We start from the raw sequence: 13,706 nt of genomic DNA on the forward strand, positions 1-13,706 counted from the left end.
GCGGGCGCCCCGGGGACGGACAAACCTACTCCGTCTCGCCCGGTCGAGCGCCGCGGGCCAGGGCGTCCTGGTACTCCTTGACGGCCTTGAGCCTCTGCATCGGCTTCAGTCGCTCGAACATGGTGTTGCCGTGCAGGTGATCGATCTCGTGCTGCAGGCACACGCAGAACAGGTCGCCCGAAGCCTCATAGCGAATCAGGTTGGCATCCAAGTCGTACGCCTCGACGACGACATGGTCGGGACGCTCGATCTCGCAGCTAATGCCGGGGATGGACAGGCAACCCTCGCTATACGGCACGAGATGGTCGCTCTGCTCAACAATGACGGGGTTGATGAGCACGTATGGGTCGTAGTCATTCTTGTCGGTGTAGTCGCAGTCGATGGTGACGAGCTGAATGAGTTCACCGATCTGCGGGGCAGCAAGGCCGCAGCCGCCGTTCTCGAACATCATCTTCTTCATCTTCTCGGCAAGCGCCTCGATCGCCGGGGTGATCTCCTCGATGGCGGCGCACTCCTGGCGCAGACGAGGGTCGGGCGACAGTACGATTCCGTTGGCTTCCATGGCCATCCTTTCGGGTTGTTACATCAAATCATAGGCGTCGACGTCAACGCTTACGCTCACGCCGCGCACGGAGCCCACCTCATTGAGGCAGGCGTCGATATCATCAGAGACATGGTACCCCACGGGCGACTTCACAAGCAGGTGGAAGCGATAACGGTCCTTGGCTCTCTCGATTACACACGAAGCCGGGCCCAGCACCTGCGGCACGGCACTCCCTGCCCGCAAAAAGTCGGGCGCGGCGGCATGCCAGCGGCGCTTAAGGAGTTTTGCAATGCGCCCAATGTAGTCCTGCGCGTCATCCGCGTTCGCCGACCACACCAAAATGTTGACCAGGCGCACAAAGGGCGGATACAGCGCGTCGCGCCGCTGGTCAAGGTCGTAGTCGGTAAAGATAGAACGGTCGTGCTCGACGACGGCGCGAATGACCGGATCCTCGGGCAGATAGGTCTGGATGATGACCTCGCCGGGACGATCGCCGCGGCCGGCGCGGCCCGCCACCTGCTCCAGCAGATCGTAGGCGCGCTCCCCTGCGCGGAAGTCCGGCAGCTTGAGGGCGAAGTCAGCATTGACCACACCCACGAGCGTGACCTCGGGAAAGTCGAGACCCTTTGCGATCATCTGGGTGCCCAGCAGCACCGCGCAATCGGCGGCATCGAACTGCTCGAGCAGCTTTTTGTGCGCATCCTTCCCGCGCGTGGAATCGGCATCCATGCGAATAATGGCGACGTCCTCGGGCAGCATCTGGTGCAGCGCGTCCTCGATCTGCTGAGTGCCCAGCCCCATTTTTGCCAGGTAGCGACTGCCACATTTGGGGCAACGGCTCGTGGGCGCGGGATACGGCTGCACGCGCCAAGACGAACCGCATGTGTGACACTGCAGCGTGTGCGTGCGCTCGTGATACGTAAGCGCGGTGGAGCAGTGGTTGCAGGTGGGAACGCAGCCGCACTCGCGGCACATCAAAAACGGCGCAAAACCGCGGCGGTTGTGCAGCAGCACGGCCTTTTCGCGGCGCTCGACCACACGCTCCAGGCCTTCCATCAGCGGTTTTGAGAACATGGAGCGGCTGCCGTGTGCGAACTCGCGACGCAGGTCGGCAATGCGGACCATAGGCAGCACGGCGTGTCCGGGGCGCTCGGGCATCTCGACACGCGTCCAGGTGGCACCGTTATACATGCCGCGGCGGCAGCGGTCGAGGGCCTCGGCAGAAGGCGTGGCCGACCCCAGCACGAGCGGGCAGCGATAGCGGCGCGCCATCTCGGCTGCCACCTCGCGCGCATGGTAGCGCGGACTGGAGCCCTGCTTGTAACTAGTCTCGTGCTCCTCGTCGATGATGATGAGACCAAGGTCGCTGAGCGGGCAAAAAAGCGCCGAGCGGGCGCCGACCACCACGCGGGCCGCACCGCTGGCGACCATATCCCACTGGTCGAGACGCTCGCCAGCAGAAAGACGCGAATGGAAAACGGCCACCGTCTCGCCAAAGCGCGAGCGGAAGCGGCCGACGGTCTGGGCCGTCAGCGAGATCTCGGGCACCAGCACGCAGGCAGAGCGACCGGCTACGAGCACGCGCTCGATGGCGGAGAGGTAAACCTCGGTTTTGCCGGAGCCGGTGACGCCGTCGACCAGCACCACGTCGCCATGAGCGTCCAGACGGGCGCGCTCAATCTGCGCGAGCGCTTGCTGCTGACCGTTCGTAAGCGCGACCGGCGGTTTGCCGCTTGCAGAGGACAGCGTAGTCTGCTCGCTGCAACCGCGCCAGGCGCGGCGCTCTTCCACCACCACGACGCCACGTTTTTCGAGCGCCTTGATGGTCGCCGACATACTGTTATAGAGAAGGTTGAGGTCGCGCGTCGTGACAGGACCACACTGGAGCGCCTCGATGAGTTGGCGCTGGCGGACCGCGGTCTTGGGTGGCGTGTAGTCAAAGCCTTCGGGCGTAAGCATCACCCAGCGGTTTTGGATGGGTTTGACGGCTGGACGTTCAACCGTCCACACGCCGTCGTCGCCCTTGACCACACGCGGGCTGCCACCCGGAGGCAAGAACAGGCGCAGGCACTCGGAAAGCGTCGCGACATACTCGCGGCTCATCCAACGTGCGATGCGGGCGGCTTCGGCGGTAAAGAGCGGTTTGCTGAGGATGGCCTCGATGGGCTTGATGCGCACGGGGTCGAGGGCGTTGTTGCCCGGCAGATCGCCCAGATCAGGCGCAATGTCGACGACATAGCCCGCGGCGGCACGGTTACCAAAGTGGACCAGGACCGTGGACCCGATCTGGACCTCGTTGGCAAGGGACTCGGGGATGCCGTAAGCAAACGGTTCCGACAGCGCACGGGTGGGGATGTCGAGGACCACGCTCGCGTAGGCGGCAGGGGGCTCGGGCGCAGGCTTAGACTGAGCCGAGGCAGCGGCAGGCTTGGGCTTCACCGGAGCTTCCTCCGGTTCCGGCGAACCAAACAGCGACAGTTGTTGAGCCATACACCACCTCTAACGAACGGACCTGAAAGGGGTGGGACAAAATAATCAGTAGAGTTTGTCCCATGGCCGATACGAGTGTCGAGCTTGTTGCGTCACTCGAACATGGGACAAACACTACTGATTATTTTGTCCCAGCAACCCACTCATCGGTACAGAAACAAGAGCCCCGCTCGGGTGGAACGGGGCTCGGATACAAACGTTTGCGCAGCGATTACAGCGCCATCGTGCGGGCGCGGTCGATGCGCGCCAGGCAGTCGTCGCGGCCGACGAGCGCCATGGTCTCGCCCAGCGGAGGGCTCACCATGTTGCCGCAGACAGCGACGCGCACGGCCTGGAACACCACGCGCTTCTTAAGGTCCATCTGCTCGGGCAGCGGCTCAAGCGCGGCGTCGATGGCCTCGGCAGTCCAATCGTCCACGCCCTCGAGCGCGGCCTTGGCGGCGTCCAGAATTGAACCCATACCCTCCTTGGCCAGGCCCTTGTTAACGGATTTCTCGTCATACTCGAGCGTCTCGGCCGTAGCAAAGATGGGAGCGGCGACGGTCACGGCGTCGGCCGGCATCTTGGTGCGCGGCTTGACGATGGCGGCAAGCGCATCAATCCAGTCCTCGCCGTACTCGACGTTGCCCTCGATGAGACCCGCCTCGTGTAGCTCGGGGACCATGATCTCATCGGCAAACTGAGCATCGGACATGCCGTTGATGTACTCGGCATTGACCCACTCGAGTTTCTTGGGGTCGAAGGTCGCCGGGTTCTTGGAGATGCGGTCGAGCGAGAACTTGCTGGCCAGGACATCGCGCGGGATGATTGTGGTCTCGCCGTCGAGCGACCAGCCGAGCAGCGCCAGGTAGTTGACGAAGGCGTCGGACAGGTAACCAGCGTCGCGGTACTCCTCCACCGAGGTGGCGCCATGGCGCTTGGAGAGCTTCTTGCCGTCGGCGCCCAGGATCATGGAGATGTGGGCGAACGTGGGCACGGACGCGCCGAGGGCCTCGTAGACCATGACCTGACGCGGGGTGTTGGACAGGTGGTCGTCGCCGCGGATGACATGGGTGATCTTCATCATGGCGTCGTCGACGACGGTCGCAAAGTTGTACGTGGGCGTGCCATCGGAGCGGAAGATCACAAAGTCGTCGAGCTCCTTGGCGTCGAAGGTCACCTCGCCGTGGACGGCATCGTGGATGACGACGTCGCCGCGGTCCTCGGGCACCTTGATGCGTAGGACGTAGGACTCGCCGGCCTCGATGCGACGGCGGGCCTCCTCGGGATCAAGATCGCGGCAACGGCGCTGATAGCCCTGGAAGGGGTCCTTGCGCTCCTGCGCGGCCTTGCGATCGGCGTCGAGCTGCTCCTTGGTGCAGAAGCAGGGATAGGCCTTACCCTCGTCCCAAAGCTTCTGGGCGGCCTGCTTGTACAGGTCCAGGCGCTCGGTCTGGGCGTAGGGGCCAAAGTCTCCGCCCACCTCGGGACCCTCGTCCCAGTCCAGGCCCAGCCAACGCATGGCGCGCAGGATAATCTGCGTGTTCTCGTCGGTAGAGCGGGTGGGGTCAGTGTCGTCGATACGCAGGATGAACGTGCCGCCGTTTGCACGGGCGAAAGCCCAGTTATAGATAGCGGTGCGGGCGCCGCCGATGTGCAGCTTACCCGTCGGTGAGGGTGCAAAGCGGACGCGAACGTCTGATGCCATGGAAATCTCCTCGATTGCAGGATGGATGTTTAACCGCACCAGTATAAAGCAACAATGCCCACCTCCGCACAAAGGGCACCGACCCACTCATTGGGGACTACTCATTGGGGCCAGACTTAAATGACCAGTCGTTGTAGTCATTGGGGACATTCTTGGTTTAAGACTGGTCATTTAAGTCTGTCCCCAATGAGTAGGTGCGGAAAGGGTGTGAATGTTTGATTTACGCGCTATGATGTGCCCTTGCATAGAGAGCCCGGCGGAATGGTAACGGTCGCCGGGACACGTTTTTGAAAGGACAATCATGTCAGAAGAACTTCGTTCCATCCCACCCCAACACGGGTCCTTTGTTTTTACGTCGGAGTCGGTGACCGAAGGTCATCCCGATAAGATCGCTGACCAGATCAGTGACGCCGTCCTCGACGCAATCCTCGCCAAAGAAATAGAGCTCCAGGAGCAGGGCTACATCGCCCCCAACGGCGTGCCGGCCAACGTGGAGAACGTCCGCTGCGCCTGCGAGACCCTCGTGACCACCGGCACCGTCATCGTCGCCGGCGAGATTCGCACCCAGGCCTACGTCGACGTACAGGAAATCGCCCGCGGCGTCATCCGCCGCATTGGCTACAACCGCGCCAAGTTCGGTTTTGACTGCGACACCTGCGGCGTTATGAGCCTCATCCACGAGCAGTCGCCCGATATCGCCCAGGGCGTTGACGAGTCCTTCGAGACCCAGACCGGCGCTACCACCGACCCGATCGACCTGATCGGCGCCGGCGACCAGGGCATGATGTTCGGCTATGCCTCCAACGAGACCAAGACCCTCATGCCCATGCCGCACTACCTGGCAAGCCGCCTGGCCGAGCGCCTGGCCGCCGTGCGCCACGACGGCACCCTGCCCTACCTGCGCCCCGACGGCAAGACCCAGGTCACCGTGCGCTATGAGGAAGGCAAGCCCGTCGAGGTCACGACCATCGTCATCTCCACGCAGCACGCAGCCGAGATCGAGGACATGGGCAAGATCAAGGACGACCTCATCGAGCATGTCATCGCTCCCGTCATGGCTGCCGAGAACATGCCGTGGAACAACGCGGACATCTATGTGAACCCCACCGGTCGCTTTGTCGTGGGCGGCCCCATGGGTGACACGGGCCTGACCGGTCGCAAGATCATCGTCGACACCTACGGCGGTTACGGCCGTCACGGTGGCGGTGCCTTTAGCGGCAAGGATTGCACCAAGGTCGACCGCTCCGCCGCGTACGCCGCGCGCTGGGTCGCCAAGAACGTGGTCGCCGCCGGTCTGGCCGACCGCTGCGAAGTCGAGCTTGCCTACGCCATCGGCGTTTCCAAGCCCCTCTCAATCATGGTCGACACCTTCGGTACCGCGCATGTTGCCGAGGACAAGATCGTCGAGGCCGTTGAGAAAACCTTCGACCTGCGCCCGGGCGCCATCATCCGCGACCTAGACCTGCGTCGCCCCATCTACGAAAAGACGGCAGCCTACGGTCACTTCGGCCGCGAAGACGCCGACTTCACCTGGGAGAAAACCGACCGAGTCGATGAACTCAAAGCAGCCTGCGGCCTGTAAGCTAACGAGAAAAGCCACAGCCAAATAGAAACGCACCAATAGAAGTACCGGCTCCAACCGGTACTTCTTTTTTATTAATCCGGTGGTGAAGATATATCGATATGAGCCCACGCTGCGTCACCAGCTAATGAATTTTGCAGCATGCGCACTTCTACCATGTATCCTTAGTCCCGAGGGGCGGGGCATAAGGTCGATCGCGAGTTCCGCACGAGCCGGAGAGCACTTAATGTGCTCTCCGTGCGAGCAGGACTGCCCGAGCAGGCGACCTTATGCCCCGCCCCTCGGGACGACGAGACAAGGCAAAGGAGCAGCCATGGCAGGCAAGCCGCAAACACTAGCTACGACCTCGGCATTCGAGATCTTGGGGCCCGTCATGGTCGGCCCCAGCTCATCGCACACCGCTGGCGCCCTGCGCTGCGCCCAAGTTGCCGCCAGCCTGCTGGAAGGCCGCATCACTAAGGTCACCTTTGGCCTGTGGAACTCCTTTGCCCACACCTACCGCGGCCACGGCACCGATCGTGCGCTCGTCGCGGGCATCCTGGGCCTCGACACCGATGACGAGAACATCAAGCAGGCCTTCGACCTCGCGCACGAGCAGGGCCTCGAATATCACTTTGACATCAAGGGCGACGACGCCTCCATCCACCCCAACACCGTCGACATCGACATGGTCGACGACACGGGCGCCACGGCCCAGGTCCGCGGTGAGAGCCTGGGCGGCGGCAAGATGCGCATCAGCCGCATTAACGGCGTCGGCGTCGACATCTCGGGCATGTACTCCACACTCTTCGTGGCGCACTACGACGTCCCCGGCGTGCTCGCCGCGCTCACGAACCTGCTCGCCTACGCACACGTGAACATCGCCTTCTGCCGCACCTACCGCACCGAAGTGGGCGGCCAGGCCTACTCCGTCTTCGAGACCGACGGCGCGCCCGACGACACCGTCGTCCCCATGCTCCGCAAACTCGACAATGTCGATTACGCGACCTTTATCGAGCTCCCCGGTTCTGCCTCGTCGCTCTCCCCCGGTGTCTCGGCAAAGGAGATCTTCGACGACGGCGAGCAGCTGCTCGATGCGTGCGCCGAGCTCGGCCTGAATATCGGCGCCGTTATGGCCGTGCGCGAGGCGCGTCTGACCGGCGAGGCCCACGCCGTCGCCGCCATGCGCCGCGTGCTCGACGTCATGCGCGAGGAGACCACGACCCCCATCGTCAATCCGCAACGATCGCTCGGCGGGCTTATCGGCGGCGAGGCTAAACTCGTCGATGCCACCGGCCGCAACGATTTGAGCACGAGCCTGATGGGCACCGTTCAAACCGACGCCGTGGCCCGCGCGATGGCCGTGCTCGAGCGCTCCGCCACGATGGGAGTGATCGTCGCCGCTCCCACGGCAGGCTCCGCGGGTGTCGTGCCCGGCTGCGTGCTGGCGCTCGCCGATCACCTTCAGCTCGACGACGAGCAGGTCATGGACGCGCTCTACTGCGCAGCCGCCATCGGCCTCAACCTCACCACGAGCGCCTGCGTCGCCGGTGCCGAGGGCGGCTGCCAGGCTGAGGTAGGAAGTGCGGCCGCCATGGCAGCCGCCGCGCTGGTGCAGATGCTCGGCGGCACGCCCGGGCAGGCGCTCGACGCCAGTTCCATCGCGCTGAGTAACTTGCTGGGCCTCGTTTGTGACCCCGTCGGTGGCCTCGTGGAGGTACCCTGCCAAAACCGCAACGCCATCGGCGTGGCAGCCGCCTTTAGCTCGGCGCAGCTTGCACTTGCCGGTATCAAGAGCCTGGTGCCGTTTGACCAGATGGCGCACGTCATGCTCTCCGTGGGCCACGCGTTGCCGGCCACGCTGCGCGAGACGGCAAAGGGTGGCATCGCGCAGGCTCCGGCCGCACTTTCGGCCTGTGCAAAATGCGGTGTGTGCGGATAGCGACAAAGAAAGACTCGAAGGTGGGACAAATGTCCCACCTCTTTTGAATGCCACCGTTTCCATACCACAAACAACTAGGTAATCGCTATAATGCAAGCCCAGTAAAAACACGATGAGCCGCAAGGCGAAATTCGAAGGATATGCATACGATGTCGCAAAACGATCGAACTCAACTGATTCCCGATCCGCAGCAGCCGAGCAGGCACACCGGCGGCGTTCAATCGCCGCGTCCTATCGCGCCGAGCCGCGGTCAGCAGCGAGGTGCGGCAAACGTTTCCCAACGTCCGAACAAGCAGCATCAGCAGCGCCAGACAAATGGCAATGCGCCCAAGCAGCCCCCCACGCACGCTCGAGGCGATCGCGGCCCCGCACGCAAACCCGCCGAAAACAATAAGTCGGGCAAAAAGACGACGCTCTTTGTCGTTCTGGGTCTTATCGTCATTGTCTATATCGTAGGCGTCGTAGCGTTTTCGCAGGTAGCCTACCCCAACACCACTATCGCCAGCGTCGATGTCTCGTTCTCCAACGCTTCGTCTGCCGCCACCAAGGTCAACTCGGCTTGGAAGCACTATAAGCTCACCGTGACAGGCGATGACTTTAGCTGGACCTATCAGCCCGAGTCCGATGAGCCCATTGTCGACGGCGAAGCTGCCGCAAAAGAGATTATCAGCCGCAACGAAGCCATTGTATGGCCGGTTCGCCTTGTAGAATCCTTAAGCGGCAAGACCAAAACAACCGCTAGCTCCAACGAAGTCGATCTTGATCAAGACGTCGACCTGTCCATGCTCTCCGACACCTTTGACCAAAAGCAGTTTGAGAAGGATCTGGGCGCCGCCATCGACGAGTTTAACGAGGGGCGTTCGGGCGCGTTCGAGGCCAATAGCTCCTATGACGAGCAGGCCGGCAAGTTTACCGTCGAGAAGGCGCGCTCCAACGAAAAACTCAACCGCGAGCATGTCATTAAGTATGCCGAGCTCGAGCTTGCCTCGCTGGCCGAGACCGTAGATCTTTCCAAGCTCGGCAACGATGCCTATGAGCCGCTCAATGGAACGCTGACCGATGATCAGATTCAGTCTGCATGCGATGCCGCCAACAACTTCTTGGGCGTCAACGTGACCCTCAAGCTCAACGGCGAGGATGCCGGCAAGGTTGATGGCAGCTCCGTGTTGCAGTGGATCAGCTTTGCCGATCCGGCCAACCCCACGCTCGATACGTCGCAGATCAGCAGCTGGGCAGCCGAGCTCGCCAACGGCTTTAATACCGTGGGCTCCACTCGCTGGTGGACGCGCGCCGATGGCAAGCAGTGCGCCGTCGAAGGCGGCGACTTTGGTTGGTCCATCGACAGCAGCTCGCTCGCCAAGCAAGTCGAGGACGCCATCAACAACAAGCAGACCGGCGAAATCGAGATCAAGTACTCCCAGAAGGCCGACACATTTACCGCCAAGGGCGAGCCCGACTGGAAGGCCTATATCGACGTCGACCTGTCCGAGCAGCATGCGCGCTACTACGACGAGAGCGGCAACATCGTGTGGGAGGCCAACTTTATTTCTGGCAAACCGGGTGAAGACGCCACCCCCGAGGGCGTATGGCAGATCAACAGCAACGATGGCGCCAGCAAACTCATCGGTGCCAAGGACCCCGAGACCGGCAAGCCCAAATACGAGAGCCCGGTAAGCTACTGGATGCCGTTCGAGGGCAATATGGTCGGATTCCACGACGCCACCTGGCAAAACGATTCGAGTTTCGATAACGCCGAATCGTACAAGTGGTGCGGTAGCCACGGTTGTATCAACCTGCGTCTGGCCGATGCCAAGTCGCTCCACGAGCGCATCAAAGTCGGCCTCTGCGTGGTCGTGCACTCGTAACGCAGCTAACGTCTACAACAAGTAAACAGCACGGCGACAAAACTTACAGTACCGTCATCCGCAACTTCTATACGCCCGCCTATCGCGACGGGCGTATATACTTATCGGAGCCATATCGATAAAGGAGACGCTATGTCCAAGGTCCCCACGATCAATCCGGGTCCTGACGATTCCGATCGCATGCCCCAAGATGCCACCGAGACCCTGCCGATTATCAGCGCTGCAGACACCAAGCAGCCCCAAACGAGTCTCGACGATTCGACCGATATCTCCGATGAAGAAGCCTATGCAAAGCTCAAGGCAAAGCGTGCCGAACGTCGACGCAAAAAGCTGATTCGACGCGGCATTGCCGCCGGCATCGTGGGTGTCATCGCGCTCATTGCAATTGTCGCAACTCTGGTTATCAATGCGCAGCCACAGGGCGATAGCGGGCCTGCGACCGACATGGTGACTGAGGGCACGTTTAGCACAACGGTCGAGGCAAAAGGCCAGCTCAAACCCATTTCGTCCTCAGTGGTCTCCCCTTCTGTCGACGGCACGGTCGATTCGATCAACGTGCAGGCAGGCCAATCCGTCAACGAGGGCGACGTGCTTATGACCATTAAAAACGAAGAGCTCGATCGCAACGTTGCCGAGGCGCAGCGTGCAGTTGCAGCCGCTCAAGAAGATCTCGCCAACGCGAAGAAAGCCGCAGCTGCCGCGCAGGCCAACCCAACGACGGACGTCGACGGAGGTTCCGCAGCGGCTGGCATCTCCGCCGCATCAGCGGACACGAACGCCGTATCGGCCGCGCAGCGCAGCCTCACATCGGCCCAGGCAAACCTCGATCAGGCGAACGCCAAGGCCGCAAGCCGTACGGTCACGGCCCCGAGCTCGGGCAGCATCGTGGCGCTCAACGCCAAGGTGGGCGCCACGGTAACAGGCGGCATGATCATGGGCGAAAGCGATACGAGCGGCGGCAAGCAGTGCATGCAGATCGCCGACCTGTCCAAGATGAAGGTGACGGTTCAGGTGGGCGAAAAGGATATCGCCAAAATTGCCGTGGGCCAAAGCGCCAACGTGGCCTATCCCGCGTTTCCCGATATCGTGAGCCAGGGCACCGTCACGGCTATCGCCTCGGTAGCAAACTCCGACTCCTCCTCCGGGAGCGGCGGCAGTGTGACCTTTAACGTCGACATCCTCATCGAAGCACCTGACAGTCGCCTTAAGCCGGGTATGACTGCCGAGGTCTCGGTAGTGACCGAGAAGCTCGACGACGTAGTGATGGTGCCGACCATGGCGCTCATGACCGAAGATGGCGAGCACTATTACGTCAATCTGGCCACCGATTCGGAGGGCAAAAAGACGCGCCGCGTGAAGGTGACCGTCGTGACGCAAAACGACAACGAGGCTGTAGTCGGTAAGACGCAGGTCAAGCGCGACGACCAAGGCAACGAGATCAACCCAGACGTCCCGGTTACCAAACTTCGCGACGGCGACACCATCGTGACGGATACCGGCACAGGCATGACGGCAGACGGCGGCGACAACATGCCTGCCGACGAGGGCAAGTAATGCGTCCCGTCATCGACATTCGCAACGTGCATCGCATCTTTGAGAGCGAAGCGGGTTGCGCCCATATCTTGCACAACGTGAGCCTGGCAGTAGGTCCCGGCGAGTTCGTCGCCATCACCGGCCCCTCGGGCTCGGGCAAGTCAACGCTCATGAACATCCTGGGCTGCCTGGACAAACCGACGGCGGGCGATTACTTCCTGCAAGGGCTCAACGTCGCCGAGCTCGACGATGACGAGCTCACCGAGGTGCGAGCGCTGAGCATCGGCTTTGTCTTTCAGAGCTTCAACCTGCTGCCGCGCCTGACGGTGATCGAAAACGTCATGCTGCCGCTGTCCTACACCAATGTGCCGCGCAGCCAGCGTGAGATGCGCGCCGTGCACGCGCTGCAAGCCGTCACGCTTCCGGTCGACCATTGGGACCATCGTATATCGGAGCTGTCGGGCGGACAGATGCAGCGCGTCGCCATCGCGCGCGCCCTTGTCAACGATCCACCCATCATTTTGGCCGACGAGCCGACGGGCAACCTGGACTCCGCCACGGGAGCGCTCGTCATGGAAACCTTCCACAAGCTCCAGGAGCGCGGCAAAACCATCGTGCTTATCACACACGACCCCGGCATCGCCGCCGAGGCCGACCGTGCCGTGACCATCCGTGACGGTCGCATTCACGACGGCGCGTATATTCCGCATGCACCGCGGACCCTACGCAGCGCCGTAGATAGCCTGCCCATGATTTCCGCCTCCGCCAACCCGCCGAAAGGAGTGATGGCATGAGCGCCCGCGATCTTATCCAGGAAGCCCTTCACTCGCTCGAGGCCAACAAGGGGCGCAGCCTGCTCACCATCCTGGGCATTGTCATCGGCATCGCCTCGGTCATTGCCATGACTTCGCTCATCGGCGGCATCCAAAACAGCTTGGTCAACAGCCTGGGCCTCAACGCAGCTCGCATGGTTCAGATCTATTCGTCCCAAGAACTCTCTGATTCTGACGTCCAGAAGCTTAAAAAACTGGTGCCGCAGATAGAACAGATCGGCATTGTCAAAAGCGCGTATACCGAGTACAAGACCGGCGATAAAAGCTATACCGTCATGGCACAGGGTGTCGATAGCGACATGCTCGACGCCGTGGGTGCCAGTAAGCTCGTTGCGGGGCGCACCTACACCGATGTCGAGTCAAAGGCAGGCTCGCGAGTGGCGCTCATCAGCCGCGGCGGCGCCGATCAGCTTTACGGCAACGAACAGGATGCGCTGGGAAAAACCATCAAAGTGTCCAACGGTGAGGTGCAGATTGTAGGCGTGATTGATGGCGGCAGCGACTCCATGGGCTCGCTCACTTTGTATATGCCACGCGAAACCATCTCCGGCCTATTTGGCGACGAGAATCCTTCATTCCCCAGCGTGACGGCACTTGCCGCCGAAGGCACGGACATGGATGAGCTCTGCAAGACCATCGAGTCCAAGGTGCGCGCGATGAAGGGCATCGCGGAGGATGATGAGTACGACAGTGTATCGGCGACCTCCATGAAAAGCGCTATCGACTCCCTCAATTCCTTTATGGGCGCCTTCTCGCTCATCATGGGTGCTGTCGCCAGTATCTCGCTGCTTGTCGGCGGTATCGGTATTATGAATATGATGCTCACGAACGTGACTGAGCGCATCCGCGAGATCGGCATCCGTCGCGCTCTGGGCGCCAGTCGTCGCGATATCACCGCGCAGTTTTTGGCCGAGTCCTCGGCGCTGTGCGTCACCGGTGGCCTGCTGGGTGTCCTGATAGGCTATCTGCTGGCCTGGGGCCTCGCGATGTTTGCCTCCGGATCCGGGATTCTTGGCGAGCTCGGTGCCAGCGGGCAAATCACACCGAGTTTTTCAATCGCCACGGTGCTGCTGGCCTTCGCCGTCTCCGTCGGCATCGGCGTAATCTTTGGCTTCTACCCCGCTCGCCGCGCGGCAAAGCTCAACCCGGTGGAGTGCCTACGCTACCAGTAAGCCACCACCAGCTACCAGTAAGCCACCACCAACAAGTTGCGGTGAATTAGGGACTGAATATGCTATCTAGCAGCAAAAA

9 protein-coding genes are annotated in these 13,706 nt (G+C 61.7%); 6 read left to right on the plus strand and 3 right to left on the minus strand.

The features are described 5' to 3' along the window. Positions 1–25: 25 nt before the first annotated feature. The 3 genes from def to gltX all read right to left on the minus strand — a co-directional run bounded on the left by def (position 26) and on the right by gltX (position 4,721). A complete protein-coding gene (gene def / locus DW661_RS06985; RefSeq protein ID WP_118935155.1) occupies positions 26–562 on the minus strand; it encodes a peptide deformylase in 537 nt (178 codons plus the stop codon). Positions 563–580: 18 nt separating this feature from the next. After that, positions 581–3,034 carry a primosomal protein N' gene (gene priA, locus DW661_RS06990; protein WP_118935157.1) on the minus strand — a complete coding sequence of 818 codons (2,454 nt, stop codon included), beginning with the start codon at positions 3,032–3,034 and terminating at the stop codon, positions 581–583. Positions 3,035–3,245: 211 nt separating this feature from the next. Further along, positions 3,246–4,721, minus strand: a complete 1,476-nt coding sequence (gene gltX / locus DW661_RS06995; RefSeq protein WP_118935158.1) for a glutamate--tRNA ligase — start codon at positions 4,719–4,721, stop codon at positions 3,246–3,248. 301 nt (positions 4,722–5,022) lie between these two features. Between gltX and metK the strand changes: the two genes are divergently transcribed. The 6 genes from metK (at position 5,023) to DW661_RS07025 (ending at position 13,627) form a co-directional block, all read left to right on the plus strand. Then, positions 5,023–6,303, plus strand: a complete 1,281-nt coding sequence (metK, locus tag DW661_RS07000) for a methionine adenosyltransferase (protein WP_118935160.1) — start codon at positions 5,023–5,025, stop codon at positions 6,301–6,303. Between the two features lie 313 nt (positions 6,304–6,616). Further along, entirely contained in the window at positions 6,617–8,224 is a 1,608-nt protein-coding gene (gene sdaAA, locus DW661_RS07005) for an L-serine ammonia-lyase, iron-sulfur-dependent, subunit alpha (RefSeq protein WP_118225765.1), read from the plus strand. Positions 8,225–8,373: 149 nt separating this feature from the next. Beyond that, positions 8,374–10,089, plus strand: coding sequence for a L,D-transpeptidase (locus DW661_RS07010; RefSeq protein WP_158568427.1), 1,716 nt, complete (start codon positions 8,374–8,376; stop codon positions 10,087–10,089). Between the two features lie 132 nt (positions 10,090–10,221). Further along, entirely contained in the window at positions 10,222–11,643 is a 1,422-nt protein-coding gene (locus tag DW661_RS07015; RefSeq protein WP_118935165.1) for an efflux RND transporter periplasmic adaptor subunit, read from the plus strand. Next, the gene (locus DW661_RS07020; RefSeq protein ID WP_118935167.1) at positions 11,643–12,416 is read left to right on the plus strand and encodes an ABC transporter ATP-binding protein; all 774 of its coding nucleotides are present in this window, start codon (positions 11,643–11,645) and stop codon (positions 12,414–12,416) included. Before DW661_RS07015 ends, DW661_RS07020 begins: the two co-directional genes overlap by 1 nt. After that, complete coding sequence (locus DW661_RS07025; RefSeq protein WP_118935169.1) at positions 12,413–13,627, plus strand: ABC transporter permease; 1,215 nt, start codon at positions 12,413–12,415, stop codon at positions 13,625–13,627. The genes DW661_RS07020 and DW661_RS07025 overlap by 4 nt, the downstream gene beginning before the upstream one ends. Positions 13,628–13,706: the final 79 nt, after the last annotated feature.

Origin of the sequence: Collinsella sp. AM24-1 (assembly GCF_003470325.1) — a bacterium.
Taxonomy (GTDB): domain Bacteria; phylum Actinomycetota; class Coriobacteriia; order Coriobacteriales; family Coriobacteriaceae; genus Collinsella.